Source organism: Streptomyces sp. NPDC031474 (assembly GCF_055581185.1).
The window spans coordinates 166,866-184,257 of the sequence record NZ_JBVIJX010000016.1 but is presented as its reverse complement, the minus strand read 5'-3'; the positions used below and the strand labels follow the sequence as shown (position 1 = coordinate 184,257).

Below are 17,392 nucleotides of genomic sequence, written 5' to 3'. Positions count from 1 at the left end.
TCCCGTCTCCTCCAGGGAGACGCTGCGGAGCCCGTCTGGGTTCCTCGGCGAGGCAGCGCACGGGCTTCCCGCGTGAGCCGCTCAACTGCCCACCCGACAATTTCGTCTGACCCACACGCGGCACACGCCGCTACGACCCACCGACCCCAAAGTCACCGGTATTGCCCCTAGGTCGTGTCCGCAAAGTCCCGCCTGGCTCGCGACGCCCGGCACGCTCCCCCGGAGGGGGGACCCCCACCCCAGGAGGGGGCACCCCATCCCCATAGGGGGACCCCAGCCGCGTTGTCGGGTCGCCCACGTACACCCGGTACGAGGGCGACCGTCCGCCTCGGCTCGTGATCGCACGCACCGGAACGCCGCGAGCCCCGCCTCCGGGCAGACGGCGCTACGGGCGGACACGACCCAGCACGCGACACGCCCTCTTCTCCCCGCACAGGGGTTGTCCTGACATTCACTGCGCACCTAGGGTCACTCACCGGAGCAAGCGCTTTCACCGCTTCATGACCCTGCACGGCGACCACCCCACTGGCCCCCGAGGAGCGCGCATGGGCATCCGAGTCAGTCACGCGTACGGCGAGCACATCGCGGTCGCGGCGGCGGACGGGACGGAGATCCTCCGGTACGTCTACCGTCCCGATCCCGAGGCGTTCGAGGCGCGCAAACCCTACGCCCACCCGGTGCGCACCCTCGGCGGACGCACCGTGACGGGCTACCGGCCCAGCGACCACCGCTGGCACAAGGGCCTGCAGATGACGGCGAGCCATCTCAGCGGCCAGAACTTCTGGGGCGGCAACTCCTACGTCCACGGGCAGGGCTATCTCGCCCTGCCCGAGCGCGTCGGGTCGATGCGGCACGACGGCTTCCCCGAGTTCACGGTCGACGACGACCGGCTCGCCGTCACCGAGGAACTCACCTGGGTCGCGTACGGCGGGGAGGAGTGGGCGCGCGAACGGCGCGGCCTCGCCGTCCACTCCGTCGACGAGGAGGCCGGGGCCTGGGTGCTGGACTGGTCGATCCACCTCACCAACATCCGTGCCGTGCCGCTCGTCTTCGGCTCCCCGACCACCGCGGGCCGCGAGCTGGCCGGATACACCGGCCTGCAGTGGCGCGGCCCCCGCGACTTCACGGGCGGCACCGCCTTCGCACCGGACTCCGCCGTCGACGCCGGGAAGCTGATGGGCACACAGGGGCCCTGGCTCGCCTTCACCGCCGAGCACGACGACGTCGACGGGCACTCCACCCTCGTCTTCGCCCATGCGCCCGAGAACCTCGACGAGGAGCGGGCGATCCACGCCTCGCACTGGTTCGTGCGCGCCGAACCGATCCCGACGGTCGCGTTCTCCTGGGCGTTCTTCGAGGAGTTCGAGCTGCCTCCCGGCGAGTCCTTCGCCTACCGCTACCGGGTCGTCGTCGCAGACGGCGCCTGGGACCAGGGCCGCGTCGGCACCTATCTGGAGGGCCTGCCGTGGTGAGCGGACCGGGGCCCGCCCTCCGGCACCCGCTGCCCGGCGCCGTGGGCCTGTCACACCTCACCGCCTACGACTGGGAGGCCGCCGACGGCGTGTGCGGCGGCAGCCCGCACCTGCACCTGGTGTGCACGGAGGCCTACGTCGTCACCGGCGGCCGGGGCGCGGTGCAGACGCTCAGCCCCGACGGCTACCGGGACATCCCCCTGCAACCCGGCTCCGTCGCCTGGTTCACGCCGGGCACGGTGCACCGCATGGTGCAGGGCGGCGATCTGCGCATCACCGTGCTGATGCAGAACAGCGGCCTGCCCGAGGCCGGCGACGCCGTCTTCACCTTCCCGCCCGAGGTCCTCGCCGACTCCGAACGGTACGCGGCCGCGGCGACCCTGCCACCCGGCGCCGGACCGGAGACCGCGACGGCCGCACGGCGTCGCAGGGACCTCGCCGTCGAGGGCTACCTCGTCCTGCGCGAGGCACTGGCCGCCGGGGACGGCGGCCCGTACCTGGAGTTCCAGCGGGCCGCGGCCCGGCTGGTGCGCGACAAGGTCCCCGCCTGGCGGGAGCTGTGGCGGGGCGGCGCCCTCGCCGCCGCCGAACGCACGGGCGCCCAACTCGACGCCCTCCACAGCGGAGACCCGGCCTACCTGGCCGAGGCGACCGCGTACGAGACGGCGCCCACCCGGGTCGGCGGCTACGGCATGTGCGGACGCCGCGACGAGTACGCGCTGCCGGGGACCACGCTCCCCCACAAGCCCGAGTAGCGAGGCAGTCGACAGCGGATCCGAGGAAGGGAAGAGGTGACCTCGGCATGCCCGGACACAGGACGAAGGGGTTCTGCGCGTCGGCCGCCGCACTCGTGCTGTGCGCGGTGCTGGCCGGCTGCGGGGGATCCGGGGAGTCGGTCGGCGGCGGGAAGGTCGTGCTGCGCTACACGTGGTGGGGCAACCCCGACCGCGCGGCCCGCACCGAGCAGGCCGTCGCCCTGTTCGAGAAACAGCATCCGAACGTGCGGGTGCAGACGTCGTTCTCGGGCTACGACGCCTACAAGCAGAAGCTGGCCATCCAGGCCACGGGAGGCGACGCCCCCGACGTGATGCAGCTCGACTACCGCCAGATCGACCAGTACGCCTCCGGACACGTCCTGTTCGACCTCGGCAAGGTCAAGGACGTGCTGCGCACCGGCGAGATCGACCCCGGCCTGCTCGCGACGGGACGCGTGGACGGCACCCAGTACGCGATCCCGCAGGGCCGCGGCACCGAGACGGTCGTCTACGACGTCAAGGCCTGGAAGGCGTCCGGGGTGCCGCTCCCGAGGAAGGGCTGGACCTGGGACGACTGGGCGGACGCCGTGCGCGCCCTGGCGAAGCGGACCGGCAGGCCCGGCGCCACCGACCCGGGCCAGAGCGAGGACGCCTTCGAGGTGTGGCTGCGCGGCCAGGACAAGGCCCTCTACACCAAGGCCGGCGGCCTCGGCTTCACCGCCGACGACCTCACCCGCTGGTGGACCTTCACCGACCGGCTCCGCCGCGAGGGCGCCGTCTCCCCGGCCGAGCAGACCACCCAGCTCGACGGCTCCGTCGAGAACACCCCGCTCGGCCGCGGCAAGGCCACCGCCGACTTCAACTGGGACGCCCCGTCCAGCGGTTACCAGGCCCTCGTGCCCACCGGGGTCACACTCGCGCCGATGCCGTCCGGCGAGGACGGCACGCCCGGCCAGTACTTCAAGCCGTCGATGTTCCTCGGCGTCGGCGCCCACACCGGCCACCCCGAAGAGGCCGCCGCGCTCATCGACTTCCTCCTGAACGACGAACAGGCCGCGAAGATCCTCGGCGCGACCCGGGGCATCCCCGTCAACGAGACGATCCGCAAGGAGACCGCGGACCGGCTCAAGGACTTCGACAGGACGGTCGCCGACTACCAGGCGTCCCTCGAAGGCACCCTGAAGGACCCGCCGCAGGCCCCGCCCGCGGGCGACAACGCCCTGCAGACCACCTTCCAGCGCGACTACGACCAGGTCTCCTACGCGCGCATGTCGCCCCGCGAGGCGGCCGAGAACTACGTCACCGAGGCGAAGGCGGAGCTGAGGTCATGACCACCACCGACGTCCCCGCGCCCACCGCACGCCCGCCCCGCTCCGCGCCCGCGGCGAAACGACGCCCCAAGCGTGAACGCGAGGGCGCCGCCTGGGTGTTCCTGTCCCCCTGGGTCCTCGGCGCGAGCGTCCTCACGCTGCTGCCGATGGCCGTGTCGCTGTACCTGTCGTTCACGGACTACGACCTGTTCAACGCGCCGCGCTGGGTGGGCCTGCGCAACTACACCCAGATGTTCACCGAGGACCCCCGCTACTGGCGGTCGGTCCTGACGACCCTGACGTACGTCGTCGTCGCCGTGCCCCTGCAACTCGTGCTCGCACTCGTCGTCGCGCTCGCCCTGAAGAGCATGAAACGCGGCAAGGGCTTCTACCGGTCCGCGTTCTACGCTCCCTCGCTGCTCGGCGCGTCGATGTCCATCGCTCTCGTCTGGCGGGCCCTCTTCAACGACGGCGGCACCGTGGACAACGTCCTCGGCACCGGCGGCTGGATCAACAAACCCGGCTGGGCCCTGCTCGCCGTGGCCCTGCTGACGGTCTGGCAGTTCGGCGCGCCGATGGTCATCTTCCTCGCCGGGCTGCAACAGATCCCCGCCGAGCTCTACGAGGCCGCCGCGGTGGACGGCGCCGGAAAATGGCGGCAGTTCGTGTCCGTCACCGTGCCCATGCTGTCCCCGGTGCTCTTCTTCAACCTGGTCCTGCAGACCATCCAGGCCTTCCAGGTGTTCACCCCCGCCTTCGCGGTGAGCGCGGGCAAGGGCGGCCCCGCCGACTCCACCCTCGTCTACACCCTCTACCTCTACGACCGCGGCTTCGTCGCCTCCCACATGGGCTACGCCTCCGCCATGGCCTGGGTGCTGCTGCTGGTGATCGGCGCCGTCACCGCGGTGCTGTTCCGCACCTCCCGCTCCTGGGTCTTCTACGCCTCCGAGGGGGACCGATGACCACCACCTCCGCGGCCTCAACTGCCGCTCCTCGCAAGCCGGTTCGCTGGGGCCGGATCGCCGTGCACCTCGGCTGCCTGGCCGCGCTGCTCGTCATGCTGTACCCGCTGGCCTGGCTGCTCGCCACCTCGCTCAAGCCCGCCGACGAGGTCATCGCGAGCCTGAACCTGCTGCCCAGCCACCTTCAGTGGTCCAACTACAAGACCGCCTTCGAGGGCGTCAACGACGTCTCCGTCTGGCGGCTGCTCGGCAACTCCCTGCTGATCGCGGGCGGCGCCGTCCTCGGCAACGTCATCAGCTGCTCGCTCGCCGCCTACGCCTTCGCGCGGCTGCGCTTCCGCCTGCGCGGACCGCTGTTCGCCTTCATGATCGCGACGATCATGCTGCCGCACCACGCGGTGCTGATCCCGCAGTACATCATCTTCAACAAGCTCGGTCTGGTGAACACCTACTGGCCGCTGATCCTGCCCAAGTTCCTCGCCACGGAGGCGTTCTTCGTCTTCCTCATCGTGCAGTTCATGCGCGGACTGCCCCGCGAACTGGAGGAGGCGGCCCGCATCGACGGCTGCGGCCCCTTCCGCAGCTTCTTCCAGGTCATCCTGCCGCTCACCCGCCCCGCGCTGATCACCACGGCCATCTTCACCTTCATCTGGACCTGGAACGACTTCTTCACCCAGCTCATCTACCTCTTCGACCCGGACAAGTTCACCCTCACCCTCGCCCTGCGCTCCTTCGTGGACGCCTCCAGCCAGTCGGCCTTCGGACCGATGTTCGCGATGTCGGTGATCGCGCTGCTGCCGATCGTGCTGTTCTTCCTCGCCTTCCAGCGGTTCCTGGTGGAGGGCATGGCCAGTTCCGGACTGAAGGGATGAGCGCCATGACCGGGAGCCGGCAGCGCGAGGCGGGCGAGGTGTTCGGCCCGCGGATGACCCTGTTCGCCGACATGCTGAGCGTCGGACTCGCCACCGCGGTGGCCTGTCTGCCGCTGCTGACCGCACCGGCCGCGCTGTCGACGGCGTGCGCCGTGCTGCGGGGCGCGGGGGAAGACCGGCCCGCCACGGCAGGGCGCTACTTCTCCGCGCTGCGGCGGCGGATGCGCATCGGCGACCTGACGGCGGGGGCGGCCGCCCTGGCGGGCGCGCTGTTGTTCGCCGCCGACCTGGCGCTGGCCGGGGCGGGTCTGCCGGGCGCGCCGCTCTTCGCCGCACTGGCCGCCGCGATCGGGGCGGTGGCCGGGATCGCGGCCCTGCGGGCCTGCGCCCGCCCCGCGTCGCTCACCGACTGGCCGGCCGCCCTGCGCCAGGCCGCCCGTGACGCCGTAGGGGACCCGGGCGGCAGTGCTCTGGTGCTGCTCGCCGTGGCGACGGCGGCGCTGTGCGCCTGGATGCTGGTACCGCTCGCGTTCCTGACCCCGGGGCCCCTGGCGCTCGCGCTGACCGCGGTCGACGTACGGCGCCTCGCTCGCCGGTGACGTTCGCCGTGACCAGACAGCTCCACGCCGCCGAAGCCGCCGAAGCCGCCGAAGCCGTCATCGCGCAGGCGATCGGCGCCCCGCGCACCGCCTTCTTGTCGTAGGGGCGCGGTCGTGGCCAGACTCGTCGGAGGAAGGTTTCTCTGGCTCGTCTGCTTCGGGGGACAGGATGAAGCGAACAGTGATGACCGACACGGCGGGGGCCGGGAGGCCCCGGTTACGGACGTGGTTCCAGCGCAACGGTGAACCGCCGCGCAAGGACGCCGGCACGTACCTGTCGGTGCTCGATGCCGGGCCCTCGCTGGCGGAGGCCGTCGACGTCGTGGGCGGTCTGCCCGAGGAGTCGGTGCTGAGGATCGCCGCGGGAGTCGCCGGCGCGCTGGCCGGGGTGCACGAGACCGGTCGCGGGCACGGCGACCTTCAGCCCTCCAACGTGCTGCTCACCAGGGACGGGATCCGGCTGACCGGCTTCGGCGGCCACCGGGCGGTCGCCGGGGGCGTACCGGCCCTGCCGCCGGGGAAGGCTGTCGGGCCGCACGAGCCGTCCGGCGACATGGTCGCCCTGGGGACGCTGCTCGTCACGGCGTACACCGGCAGACGTGGGGACACCGGCCCGTCCGCAGATTCCGGTCCCGACGGCGACGTGCTCCCGGTGAGGCTGCGTCAGGTCGTCGCCCGTTGCCTCACCGAGAAGCCGGGTGCTCGGCCGACCCCCGCCCAACTGCTGGAAACCATCGGGCCCCTCACCTCCACACCGCGCCCCTGGCCGTCCGCGGTGCACGAGCTGATCACCCGTCGGCACAGCGCCGCTACTGAACTCCGGTTCGCTCCCAACGAGTTGACGGACGCACCGCAGCCCGGTGTGAGCTCGGCCGCCCGTCCGCCGGAGCCGACCGACCTCGCGCCGGAACGGACGGACCTCGTCCCGCCGGAACGGACCGACCTCGTCCCGCCGGCGCCCGTCGAAGTGCCGCCCACGCCGACGCCTTCGCCCGCGGCGCCGCGCCTTCGGCTCGCCGCCCTCGTGGTCGTCGTCCTCGCCACCGTGATCGCCGTGGCCCTCGTCGTCCTGACGCCGGACCGGGACAGCGGCCCCCTCACCATCGTCACTCCGACGCCGAACCTGCCGTCCGTCCAGGAACCGCCGGAACCGACCCGGAGCGTGGAGAGCGAAACGCCGGAGCAGTCGCCCTCGGCCCCGCCGCAGGAGGAAGTCACGGATCTGACGGCGCCCAGCGAGGAGCCGCCGACGCCCGTCGAGACGCAGCAGACCAGGCAGCCGGGCGCCATCGCCGACTGCGCGGGAAAGCCCCTCGTCGAGCCCGCCGAGCTGTTGCTCGCCTGCGGTGACGCCGGAGCCGGCCTCCACGATCTGACCTGGACGAACTGGGGAGAGGAGACGGCGACCGCCACCGGGTGGGAGTCGGAGAAGGTGTGCCAACCCAGCTGCGCCAACGGCACCGAAGCGCGCTCCCCGGCCACGGTGACCGTCTTCGGGCTGACCGGAGGGCGTTACACGTTCATGCAGGTCAGCACACCGCAATCGCCGGTCAGCCCCTCCTCTCGTTACACGCTCGACGAGTTCGGACCGACCTTGAGAAGCTGAGGGGCCGAGGGGCCCGGTTCCCGTCGTCGGCGCCGTCCCGCAGTGTGCTCAGACCCCCCACGCCGTGAAGGCGGCCCAGTGGACGGGGGAGGCGAAGGGGCACGTGTCCCGGCCTGTTGCGGGCGGTGTCAACCGCCGGGTCAGGTCCGCGAGATGGGGGTGGGCGGCGGTGTACCGGGCGAGGTCGTCCCAGGTGAGACGGCGCAGCCAGGTCCGGGTGTGGCGCAGCGCCGGTGCGGGGAGTTCGCCCGGCGCGGCACCGGTGGGGGCGAGCAGCTCGTAGAGGCGGGTCATCAGCAGGGCGGTCGCCACGTCGTTCACCTGCCACAGACTGGTCACCACGCAGGCGGCTCCCGCGTGGAGGAAGCCGGCCGGGAGCCCGACGAACTCGTCGGGGGTCTCGACGAGTTCGTAGTGGCCCGACTGGCAGGCGCCGGCCACCGCGAGCCGGCAGTGCGGGAGCCGGCGCCGCACCAGCGTGTCCATGTCCAAGGTGCCGTCGGCGAGTGTCAGCGTGCCGCCCCGGCTGCCGATGTCCGCGCTGCCGTGGCAGCCCAGGTGGAGGTGCGTCGCCTCGGCGAGATGGTCGAGCAGCCAGTCCACGGTGGCGTCGGACCCCAGCGCGGCGACCGTCTCGCCCCGCGGTTCGAACTGGGTCCGGATCTCGGCGAGTTCGCTGCGGGCGCCCGGGAGCGAGCCGTCGGGGTCGGTGACGGCGACCAGACGTGGCGCCGGAGCCGCCGGGCGCACCGCTGCGGCGCGGGAGGCGGCGTACACGGCGGCCGAGGGGGCGAGCAGCAGCGTCCCGACGTCGTCGAGCACCTCGTCCGTCTCCGGGCCGAGCGGCACGGCGTTCAGCGGTGCCTGCCCCAGCAGCCCGGTCGGCACGACGACGGCCTCGTGTCGTGGATCCTCCGCCAGGAGCCGGGCGACGGGCCGCAGAAGCGGGGCCAGACCCCGCAGCCGGTCCAAGGCCGCCGGGAGCATACGGCGGCGTTTGAGCACGCCGAACTGCTGGATCAGCAGCAGCCCCACGCCGGCGTCGTCCGGAGCCAGGGTGAGGAGGTGGACGATCGAGGTGCTGCTGACCTCGGGTACGGGGACGGCGCGTACGACCGGCGTGTCGTCCTCGGCGCCCCGCTCGTCCGGCTCGTCGGGTGCGCCGCGGACGACGAGGACGTAGCTGCCCCAGGGCGCGTTCACCAGGTAGGCGAGCGGTGTGCCGTCGGCGGCCCGCGCGATGTCCGCCAGTTCGGTGGTGCGCAGGAACGCCTCGAAGCCGGGGATCGCGCGGATCTCCTCGATCACCGTGCGCACGGCCCGTTCCGCCGCGGCCTGCACGTCCGACACGGGCGCGAACTCCGAGGACGGACCGCCGGACGGACCGCCGGACGGGCTCGCGGGCGGCTCCGCGACCAGAGACCGGTAGCGCTCGCGTGCCTGCCGGTAGCGGTGGACCAGGGCGGGGTCCAGCTGCTCCAACGCCGCCAGATCCACCGCGCCGCGCCCGGCCACCACCGACAGCTCGCAGGCCAGTCCCCGTTCGATCGCTTCGACCGCGCGCTCCGGGCGCCCCGCGCGGGCCAGCAGGTACGCGGCCCAGCGGGCGACGCGCTTCGCCTGGGAGAGCACGCTTCGCCGGCCGGAGGCGGTGACCTGGGCGTCGTAGAGCGCGTGGACGGCGGTCAGCATGTCCGCCGCGACGTCGGCCGCGCCGGTCCAGTCCTGCGCCGCGGCCAGCGCGTCGACGACCTCCCGGGCGAGGGAGAGGTGCAGGGACGGGGCGGCGAGCGGCGGCGTGGCCGCCAGAGCCGCACGGCGCAGCCGCAGGCTCTCGGCGCCGCCCGGTCCGTCGAGGAGGTCGGCGACCCGGGCCAGCAGCCAGGTGACGCGACCGGTGTCGACGAGACCCGGGTGCGAGGCCTCCAGGGCGAGCACGGCGCCGGCCGCTTCCCGGGCGCCCCGCGGGTCCGGAGAGTCGCCGGACAGCAGCACGTCGGCCAGATTGCACTGAAGTCGGCACCACAGCACGGGGGCCTCCGCCGGGCGCAGGACACGCAGGGCCTCCCGGTAGCAGCGCTCCGCCTCCCGGACGTCGTCCGACTCGGCGCGCCGGTGCAGCAGCAGCCCCAGGTTGAACAGGGAGAACGACCAGTCCACCCGACCGCGCTCGGGGGAGCGTTCCTGCAGCCCGGCCCTGATGTGGTCGATGCCCAGGGTGAGGTCGGCGGAGCCGCCGCCCGGTCGTTCGGCGAGCAGCAGCCCGTAGTTGGTCTGGATCCGCGCCCAGAATTCAGGATGCGCGCGGCGGTCCAGCGCGCTGGCGCGGCCCAGCAGATCGCAGGCGGCCTCCCAGCACTGCGCACGGTCGCCGTCCTCACGCAGATGGTGGGCGGCGGCGAGGTTGTTCGCCACCTCGACCCACTGCAGACTGCCCTCGGGCAGCCGCCGCAACGCCTGCTCCAACACGCTCAGCGCCTCGGACGGTTCGACGTCGAGCCCGGCCTGTACGGCGCGTACGAGGCGTTCGCCGAGCCGGGCGGCGAGCTCCGTCTCCACCGGCTCCTCGCCGAGCTGCCCGGCGAGCGCCAGCGCCTCACGGTTGAGCGGGATCGCCTCCAGACCGTCGGAGGCGCGCACCGCGTCGTACATCGCGTACAGCCGGGCCCGCAGATCGCCGGCGAAGTCGCCCAGGGACGCGAAGTAGCGCTCCAGTACGGCCCCCGGGGGCAACTCGCTGTCGCACAGGTCGTCCAGGAGTCGTTGGCGCAGGCGCAGCGTCGGCTCCAGCGGGGTGCCGACGGCGGCGTTCAGCTCCTTGCGGCCGGCGTCGCGGACCCGGGTGCCGGCGGTGAGCTCCGGGTGGGTGCGGACCAGCTCGGCGAGCTGGTCCGGCAGGCTGCCCGTGACCGCGCGCAGCAGCTCGCCGACCCGTGCCTCGCCCGACTCCTCGGCCAGGTACTGGAGGAAGGCCCGGTGATTGGCGACCGTCGGCGTCCCGTACGACTCCAGTTCGCGGGCGGCCCGCTCGGGGTCGGCGAGGTCCCGGTCGAGGTCGCGGGCCAGCACGAACGGCAGCAGTCTGCGGGGCAGCGGGATCACCTGTCCGGCGACGGGGTCGCCGCGGAAGGCCCCGGCGCTCGCGGCCTGCTCCAGCAGGGGCAGGGCGGACGTCGTCACATCCCCCTGGAGCTCCGTGACGGAGGTCGCGTACAGCGCCGGCGCGGTCGTCCCGGGGCGCAGAACCAGCACCGGCGCCTCGATGTGCGTCCGGGCGCCGCAGTCCGGGCAGTCCACCCAGGTCAGGCCGGGACCGAAGCCCTCGGGATCGCCGGGGCTCTGAAGGACGTCGGCGCGCTCACGGGCGTCGACGATGCGCCAGACCGGAGCCCGGCGAGGCCGGTCGCACTCCTCGCAGCGCCAGGCGTAGGACTCCCTCACCGAAACCGTCACGGCCGGCCCCGCGCTACTTGCCGCTGGTGAAGTGGGAGAGCAGTGCCGTCAGCAGGCGACCCATGGCCGCGTCCCGCAGGGCACGCTTGTGCACGGTCAGGCTCCATCTGCCGCGCGGATCCCGCTTGACGACGACCTCCGTCTGCAGGAGCGTGACGACGAGGACCCCGACCGGGACGAGAACGGGGTCGAAGCGGTCGATCGACGACGACGCGTACTCGACGGCCTCACCGACCACCCCTCTCCACTGCTCCTGCGCCGCCGCGTACTCCAGCGCCACGCGCGCCAAGCCGCCCTCGGAGACCGGGGATTGCCCGGGAGGCAGGTACTCCGCCGCCTCCTGCGCGTCCACGGCGCCCCTTAACTCCTCGTCGGTCATGGGCATGTCCTCGGCCGTGGAAAGAAGCCCGCGGTCCTCAAGGAACGCCGTCAGTGCCCGGACGGCCTCGGCGTCGGAGAGCGTGTCGATCGTCTTCATCAGATCATCTCGTTGTGACATGGTCCGATTGTTGCTCTTCGAGAGGCGGTAGAGGGTCTTGTCGGACACATGACATTGCGGAAGCCGGTTGTTCGGCCGTCACTCGTCCCCGAGGTAGTCCCGCAGCACGTGCGAGCGTGAGGGGTGGCGCAGCTTGCTCATCGTCTTGCCCTCGATCTGGCGTATGCGTTCACGGGTCACGCCGTAGATCTGGCCGATCTCCTCCAGCGTCCGCGGCCGACCGCCGAAGAGGCCGTACCGCAGGGAGATGATGCCCGCCTCGCGCGGGGTCAGCTCGGCCAGGATGCTCCGGAGGGTGTGCTGCAGGAGGCCGAAGGTGACCGTCTCCCAGGGGGACGGCGAGTCGCTGTCCATGATGAGGTCGCCGAACTCGGTGTCGCCGTCCTCGGAGAGGCTGATGTCGAGGGAGACGGGTTCCTTGGTGTAGGCGCCGAGCTCGGCCAGCCGCTCCACCGAGATCTCCGCCTTCTCGGCCACTTCCTGCGGACTCGGCTCGTCCCCGGTGTCGAGGATCAGCTCGCGGCGGATGCGTGCCACCCGGTTGATGAGCTCCACCGTGTGGACCGGTATGCGGATGGTGCGGCTCTGGTCGGCCAGGGCCCGGGTGATCGCCTGTTTGATCCACCAGGTCGCGTACGTGGAGAACTTGAAGCCCTTGGCGTAGTCGAACTTCTCCACGGCTCGCATCAGCCCGGTGTTCCCCTCCTGGATGAGGTCCAGGAACTGCAGTCCGCGCCCGGTGTAGCGCTTGGCGAGGGAGACCACCAGACGGAGGTTCGCCTCGGTGAGGTGGTTCTTCGCACGGTGGCCGTCCTCGACGAGGAGGGTCAGTTCCCGGCGATGGTGCGGGTCCAGGCCCGAGGGTTCGGCGAGCAGATGATCGGCGTACAGGCCGGCCTCGATGCGCTTGCCCAGCTCCACCTCCTGCTCCGCCGTCAGCAGCCGGACCTTGGCGATGAGCCGCAGGTAGTCCTTGACCTGGTCGACCGTGCCGCCTCCGGAGGAGAGCCGGGGAGCGGGCGCGTCGGTCTCGTCGGTCTCGTCGTCCTGCGCGGGCAGGAGCTCCTCGGCGTCCTCCGCCTCGCGGACGTCGTCGGTTTCCCGCAGGGATTTCATCTAATGCCGTCGTCCCTCGGTGAATATCGAGTCGAATGACAGAATTGACTTTCCGGATCCGGCTACTTCCGTGAATACATTTCTTGAACCTCGGGTGTCGAGAGCCGGACGGACCCACCGTAACACCGCAACATCACAGGACACGGACGCTGTTCGACGCCGTGAGGATGTGGGGAATATCGCCCTTGACAGAAAAGTCGGCGGTGTGAACACAAGAAATCCGGACCGGCCGGAAAGGCGTCGTAAATAATGATGCGGTGCCCTTGACTTGCCATCGGCCCTGTGTCCACAAGTCGCCCCCCTTTGGGTGTGCCGCCCGTGGCCCGGGCCTCTTCGGCGACAGGGCCGGCCCGGCAGGGTGCTGCCGCCGCGAGATGCGCCCGGCACCGCGCGCCTTGCCTGCGCCGTGCGCCTGGCGCACGCTGGTCGTATGAGTGCGCGGGACGGCCCCACGCTCATCACCTCCGTGCAGCGGGCCTTCCGCCTGCTGGAGGCGGCGAGCGCGCACGAGAACGGCGCGCCGGCGAAACAGCTGGCACGCGAGACCGGGCTGCCCCTGGCCACCTCCTACCATCTGCTGCGGACCCTGGTCCACGACGGCTACCTGCGGAAACTGCCCGACGGCGGGTTCATCCTGGGGGACCGGCTGCAGAACCTGCACACCACGGGCCGGGGGCAGGCGCTGCTCAGCCGGGTCCGCCCCACCCTCGCCGCGCTCCGTGACGAGCTCACGACCGCCGCCTACCTCACCTTCTACGAGGAGGGCGAGATCAGGGTCGCCGAGATCGTCGACGGCCCCCGGACGCCCCGCGTCGACCTGTGGGTCGGGTTCGAGGACGCGGGCCACGCCACCGCCCTCGGCAAGTCGGTGCTGCGGGAACTGGACGACGACGCCCGCAAGGACTACCTCTCCCGGCACCACCTCGCCGACCTCACGCCGAGGACCATCACCGGGGCCGCCGAACTGCTGCGGCACCTGGACGCCTCGCCCGTGGCTCCGGCCGTCACGGACCTGGAGGAGTACGCCCTCGGCACGGTCTGTGTCGCCGTACCCGTCTACAGCGGCGACACCCTCGGCTCGCTCGGTGTGTCCCTGCCGGCCGACCGGCTGTCCCGCATCGAGGAGATCCGGGCCCGGCTGATCCCGGCCGCCGGCCGCGTGACCAGGGGACTTTCCCTCACCGGCTGATCGTTCACTATCTGAAAACCTGCTCCTTGTGAACACCTGGGCCCACCCCGTTTCCTAGAGGAAACGGACATTTAGGAAGTGGCCGGCGTACGGACCGGCCCCGCGCACAGGTGAGGACTGCGGACGAAGCATGAGTCAGGCCCGGAACCACGGCGGCGACCACCTCCCGACGCGGCTGCTCAGAAGCCGAGTGGCAGGCCCCCTCCTGCCCGTCCTGACCGTGCTCGGCATCGTGCTCGCCGACCTCGTCGGCGGGGTGGGGATGATCTGGCTGCCCCTGCTGGCGGCCGGGCCCGCGCTGGCCGCCACCACCAACGGGCCGCGCGGAGTCCTCTGCGTCGGCTTCCTCGCCGCGGCCCTCGGCGCGACGCTCGGCGCCCGGGACGGCGCTCCCTGTCATGAGGTCGGGGCCGTCCTGGCCGCCCTGGTGGCCGTCACCCTGGCGAGCGCCCTGGCCGGCGCGCTGCGCACCCGCCGGGAGCGGGTCCTCGCGGCCGTCCGGTCCGTCGCCGAGGCCGCCCAGCACGCGCTGCTCAAGCCGGTCCCGGCCACCGTCGGCCCGTTCGAGGTGGCCGTCCGCTACAGCGCCGCCGCCGCGGAGGCCCGGATCGGCGGGGACCTCTACGCGCTGGTGCCCACCCCGTACGGCGTACGGCTGATCGTCGGCGACGTGCGCGGAAAGGGGCTGCCGGCGGTGGGGACCGCAGCGCTCGTGCTCGGCGTCTTCCGCGAGGCCGCCTACGACGAACCCGATCTTCTCGCCGTCGTCGACCGCATCGAGCGCAGCCTTGCGCGCAACCTCGGCGCCGACGACTTCGTCACCGCCGTGGTCGCCGGACACCCGCGGCCCGGGCAGCTGGAAGTGGTGAACTGCGGACACGCGCCCCCGCTGCTCATCGACGCGTCGGGCGGCGTCACGGCGGTGGAGGCCACGCACCCGGCGCCGCCCCTCGGCCTGCGGGCCCTGACCGACCAGACCCCGAGCCTGCAAGTGCTGCCCTTCGCCGACGGAGACCAACTGCTGCTGTACACCGACGGGGTCATCGAGGCCCGAGACCGCGACCGGGAGTTCTACCCGCTCGTCGAGGGCCTGGCCCGGCACCTTTCGGACGAACCCGCGCGCACCCTCGATGCGATCCACGACGAACTGCTGGCGCACGTCGGCGGCCGACTGCACGACGACGCGGCGCTGCTCCTGATCCGCAAGCCGGCCGTCCCCGACCCCGCGCTGCCCCAACAGGCCGTCGGGGGACGCATGTTGGGGGACCGGGCGGTGTGACCCCTGTGGCGGATGTTGCAGACTGGGCCCATGACACGCATGCGGAAGATCGCCGCCGCGCTGTTGGCCACCTCGGCCGCGCTGCTCGCGATACCCCCCACCGCCTCGGCCGCCTCCGTCCCACAGGGACCGGAGCACACGTACGGAACACACGGCACCCTCGTCAGGGAGAGCTTCGACCGCCTCCCGCTCGGCCCGGTCACCGCAGGCCGCGGCTGGACCACCGACACCTCCAACGGTTCGCTGAGCATCGAACCCAGCTCCACCGGCCACGGTCGCGAACTGCGGCTCCACACCGAAGGCAACGGCCGCGCCTTCCTCGTCCTTTCCGACCTCGCGCCCGCCGGCAACAGCTTCTGGGCCCGGCTGCGGCTGCGCGTGGACCGGTTCCCCACGGCCCCCGACTGGGCGCACTGGACCGTCGCCGAGGCCTCCGGCTCCGACGCCCCCACGCTGGTACGCCCGTTGGGCGGCCAGTACGCTCCCACCGACCGGGGCAACTTCTGGGGCGTCGGCTCCGACCTCGGCCCCACCGGTGACTGGACCGACTGGAAGACCTCCGCCCCCGCTGCCGCCGGCGTCTGGAGCTGCGTCGAGTTCCACCTCGACGCGACCGACAACCGCGTCACCGTCTACCAGGACGGCGTCGAGCAGTCCGACCTGACGGTCTCCACGAAGCACCACGGCGGCACGGCGGACGACTTCGTCTTCCCGACCTTCGACAAGCTCAAGCTGGGCTGGCAGCTGTACCAGGCCAACCCCAGCCCCTCCGCCTACGACGTCCGCATGGACGACGTGGCGCTGAGCACCCGGCGCGTGGGCGGGTGCGCCTCATGACCCGGGGTCTGTCGCGCCGGGCTCTGCTCGGCGGGACGGTCGGCGGCCTCGCCCTGGCCTCTGCCCTGACCGTCCCGGCCGCGGCGGCTCCCCAGGCCGGACGGCGGGGGACCGCAGGCCCGGAGCCGTACGTCCCCCTGGCCGTGGGCGCGGGCGGAGGGCCGGCCGGTACGGACCGGGTCCATGTGCTCAAGATCGGTCCCGACACGGCGCACACGGTGCTGGTGATGGTTCCGGGCCAGTTCGGGGCCGCGGGCGACTTCCGGCTGGTGGCCCGGGACCTCGTCGCCGCCGTGCCCGGGGTACAGGTGTGGGCCTTCGACCGGCGCGAGGAGAACCTCGCCGACCGTTCCGGCTTCACCACCGCGGACCCCGTCGGCTACTACCTGGACGGCCGCTACCGCTCGCAGGACCCCGCCGCCTGCGGCTATGTGGCGGGCTGGGGCCTGGCCCGCACCCTGGCGGACCTGGACACCGTCGTATGCGCCGCCGCCCGCGGCGGCCGCCGGGTCGTGCTCGGCGGCCACTCCTGGGGCGCCACCACCGCGATGACCTACGCGGCCTGGGACTTCGACGGCCGCCCCGGACACCGGGGCCTCTCGGCCCTCGTCCTGGTCGACGGAGGGGTGCGCGGGGCGTTCGACGGGACGGGGGAGCCCGTCCACAACACCCCCGACGAGGTACGGCAGCGGCTGGCGGCCATCGACGGCGGAGCCGTCTTCGACCTGACCCTGAGCGGCGTCGGAGTGGGCTCCCGGGCCGAGAGCACCCAGATCTGGTACCAGCTCGCCGGCTGGTACGCGCGACTCGACCCGGCCGGCCGCTCGGTACTGCAACCGCGGCTGCCCGACGCCCTGCGGCCGCCGTACCCGGTGACCAACGCCGCTCTGCTGGGCATCCTGGTGGACGCGGGCTTCGGCTGGCCCAACTCCATCAGCGTGCACTCGGGGCGCCTCGCCGACAGCGGTGACGTACGCGGGTGGATCGACACCGGCATCACACCGATCAGCCGGGTCGCTACGGCGTACGCGGGGGGCCCGCAACCGGCCGTGTGGGAGTGGTACTGGCCCGCCCGGCTGTCCGTGGACCTCGACGTCGCCGACCCCTACGCGGACACCGACCTGGCCCGCTCCCTCGGTCTGCGGCTCCGGCACACCGAGTCCCTCGACACCCCGCTGTACGCCTTCCAGACGAGCTACGCCCAGGGGACCATCGTCTCCGCCGCCCGCGAAGTCGTCGCCGACTCCCGTATCCCCTACGGCACGTACGCCACGGACGACGGGATGAACCACCTCGATCCGCTGTTCGCGGACACCGCGCACAACACCCTCACCCACACCCTGGCGCCGTTCCTCGCCGCACTGAGGTAGGACACCGCGCATCGGCGGGGCATCGCATCGATGCCCCGCCGATGACCGGTCCCGGCTGTTCGCCCGTGGGGGC

Annotated in this window: 14 protein-coding genes; 11 read left to right on the top strand and 3 right to left on the bottom strand. The window is 72.4% G+C overall.

The genetic code is table 11. The features are described 5' to 3' along the window. Positions 1–545 precede the first annotated feature (545 nt). From ACZ5SK_RS32375 to ACZ5SK_RS32345, 7 genes are all read left to right on the top strand, one after another. Entirely contained in the window at positions 546–1,472 is a 927-nt protein-coding gene (locus tag ACZ5SK_RS32375; protein WP_457494822.1) for a DUF6807 domain-containing protein, read from the top strand. Further along, positions 1,466–2,227: a cupin domain-containing protein gene (locus ACZ5SK_RS32370; RefSeq protein WP_334574357.1), complete on the top strand. Its 762-nt coding sequence runs from the start codon at positions 1,466–1,468 to the stop codon at positions 2,225–2,227. Before ACZ5SK_RS32375 ends, ACZ5SK_RS32370 begins: the two co-directional genes overlap by 7 nt. Positions 2,228–2,274: 47 nt before the next feature. Continuing rightward, on the top strand, positions 2,275–3,558 hold the full coding sequence (locus ACZ5SK_RS32365; protein WP_361703881.1) for an ABC transporter substrate-binding protein: 1,284 nt from the start codon (positions 2,275–2,277) through the stop codon (positions 3,556–3,558). After that, on the top strand, positions 3,555–4,499 hold the full coding sequence (locus tag ACZ5SK_RS32360; RefSeq protein WP_361703879.1) for a carbohydrate ABC transporter permease: 945 nt from the start codon (positions 3,555–3,557) through the stop codon (positions 4,497–4,499). Before ACZ5SK_RS32365 ends, ACZ5SK_RS32360 begins: the two co-directional genes overlap by 4 nt. Then, on the top strand, positions 4,496–5,371 hold the full coding sequence (locus tag ACZ5SK_RS32355) for a carbohydrate ABC transporter permease (RefSeq protein ID WP_361703877.1): 876 nt from the start codon (positions 4,496–4,498) through the stop codon (positions 5,369–5,371). The genes ACZ5SK_RS32360 and ACZ5SK_RS32355 overlap by 4 nt, the downstream gene beginning before the upstream one ends. A 5-nt stretch (positions 5,372–5,376) precedes the next feature. After that, on the top strand, positions 5,377–5,970 hold the full coding sequence (locus ACZ5SK_RS32350) for a hypothetical protein (RefSeq protein WP_361703875.1): 594 nt from the start codon (positions 5,377–5,379) through the stop codon (positions 5,968–5,970). 169 nt (positions 5,971–6,139) lie between these two features. Next, positions 6,140–7,576 (top strand): serine/threonine-protein kinase, encoded by a 1,437-nt coding sequence (locus ACZ5SK_RS32345; RefSeq protein ID WP_468417182.1) that lies wholly within the window; start codon positions 6,140–6,142, stop codon positions 7,574–7,576. A 48-nt stretch (positions 7,577–7,624) separates the two neighbouring features. Here the strand turns inward: ACZ5SK_RS32345 and ACZ5SK_RS32340 are convergent, their stop codons facing one another. From ACZ5SK_RS32340 to ACZ5SK_RS32330, 3 genes are all read right to left on the bottom strand, one after another. Further along, complete coding sequence (locus ACZ5SK_RS32340) at positions 7,625–11,029, bottom strand: CHAT domain-containing protein (protein WP_468576771.1); 3,405 nt, start codon at positions 11,027–11,029, stop codon at positions 7,625–7,627. A 13-nt stretch (positions 11,030–11,042) separates the two neighbouring features. Then, entirely contained in the window at positions 11,043–11,528 is a 486-nt protein-coding gene (locus ACZ5SK_RS32335) for a hypothetical protein (RefSeq protein ID WP_361703868.1), read from the bottom strand. 78 nt (positions 11,529–11,606) lie between these two features. Continuing rightward, a complete protein-coding gene (locus ACZ5SK_RS32330) occupies positions 11,607–12,644 on the bottom strand; it encodes an RNA polymerase sigma factor (RefSeq protein ID WP_334574343.1) in 1,038 nt (345 codons plus the stop codon). A gap of 430 nt (positions 12,645–13,074) precedes the next feature. Between ACZ5SK_RS32330 and ACZ5SK_RS32325 the strand changes: the two genes are divergently transcribed. From ACZ5SK_RS32325 to ACZ5SK_RS32310, 4 genes are all read left to right on the top strand, one after another. Further along, entirely contained in the window at positions 13,075–13,833 is a 759-nt protein-coding gene (locus ACZ5SK_RS32325; protein ID WP_457494823.1) for an IclR family transcriptional regulator, read from the top strand. 130 nt (positions 13,834–13,963) lie between these two features. Then, a complete protein-coding gene (locus ACZ5SK_RS32320; RefSeq protein ID WP_334574339.1) occupies positions 13,964–15,112 on the top strand; it encodes a PP2C family protein-serine/threonine phosphatase in 1,149 nt (382 codons plus the stop codon). Between the two features lie 30 nt (positions 15,113–15,142). Further along, complete coding sequence (locus ACZ5SK_RS32315; RefSeq protein WP_334574337.1) at positions 15,143–15,949, top strand: hypothetical protein; 807 nt, start codon at positions 15,143–15,145, stop codon at positions 15,947–15,949. Beyond that, positions 15,946–17,319: an alpha/beta hydrolase gene (locus ACZ5SK_RS32310; RefSeq protein ID WP_361703864.1), complete on the top strand. Its 1,374-nt coding sequence runs from the start codon at positions 15,946–15,948 to the stop codon at positions 17,317–17,319. Before ACZ5SK_RS32315 ends, ACZ5SK_RS32310 begins: the two co-directional genes overlap by 4 nt. Positions 17,320–17,392: the final 73 nt, after the last annotated feature.

Coding starts and splice junctions, on each gene's coding strand:
- ACZ5SK_RS32375 (WP_457494822.1), top strand. CDS start 546: ATGGGCATCCGAGTCAGTCACGCGTACGGCGAGCACATCGCGGTCGCG.
- ACZ5SK_RS32365 (WP_361703881.1), top strand. CDS start 2,275: ATGCCCGGACACAGGACGAAGGGGTTCTGCGCGTCGGCCGCCGCACTC.
- ACZ5SK_RS32360 (WP_361703879.1), top strand. CDS start 3,555: ATGACCACCACCGACGTCCCCGCGCCCACCGCACGCCCGCCCCGCTCC.
- ACZ5SK_RS32355 (WP_361703877.1), top strand. CDS start 4,496: ATGACCACCACCTCCGCGGCCTCAACTGCCGCTCCTCGCAAGCCGGTT.
- ACZ5SK_RS32350 (WP_361703875.1), top strand. CDS start 5,377: ATGACCGGGAGCCGGCAGCGCGAGGCGGGCGAGGTGTTCGGCCCGCGG.
- ACZ5SK_RS32345 (WP_468417182.1), top strand. CDS start 6,140: ATGAAGCGAACAGTGATGACCGACACGGCGGGGGCCGGGAGGCCCCGG.
- ACZ5SK_RS32335 (WP_361703868.1), bottom strand. CDS start 11,528: ATGTCACAACGAGATGATCTGATGAAGACGATCGACACGCTCTCCGAC.
- ACZ5SK_RS32330 (WP_334574343.1), bottom strand. CDS start 12,644: ATGAAATCCCTGCGGGAAACCGACGACGTCCGCGAGGCGGAGGACGCC.
- ACZ5SK_RS32325 (WP_457494823.1), top strand. CDS start 13,075: ATGAGTGCGCGGGACGGCCCCACGCTCATCACCTCCGTGCAGCGGGCC.
- ACZ5SK_RS32320 (WP_334574339.1), top strand. CDS start 13,964: ATGAGTCAGGCCCGGAACCACGGCGGCGACCACCTCCCGACGCGGCTG.
- ACZ5SK_RS32315 (WP_334574337.1), top strand. CDS start 15,143: ATGACACGCATGCGGAAGATCGCCGCCGCGCTGTTGGCCACCTCGGCC.
- ACZ5SK_RS32310 (WP_361703864.1), top strand. CDS start 15,946: ATGACCCGGGGTCTGTCGCGCCGGGCTCTGCTCGGCGGGACGGTCGGC.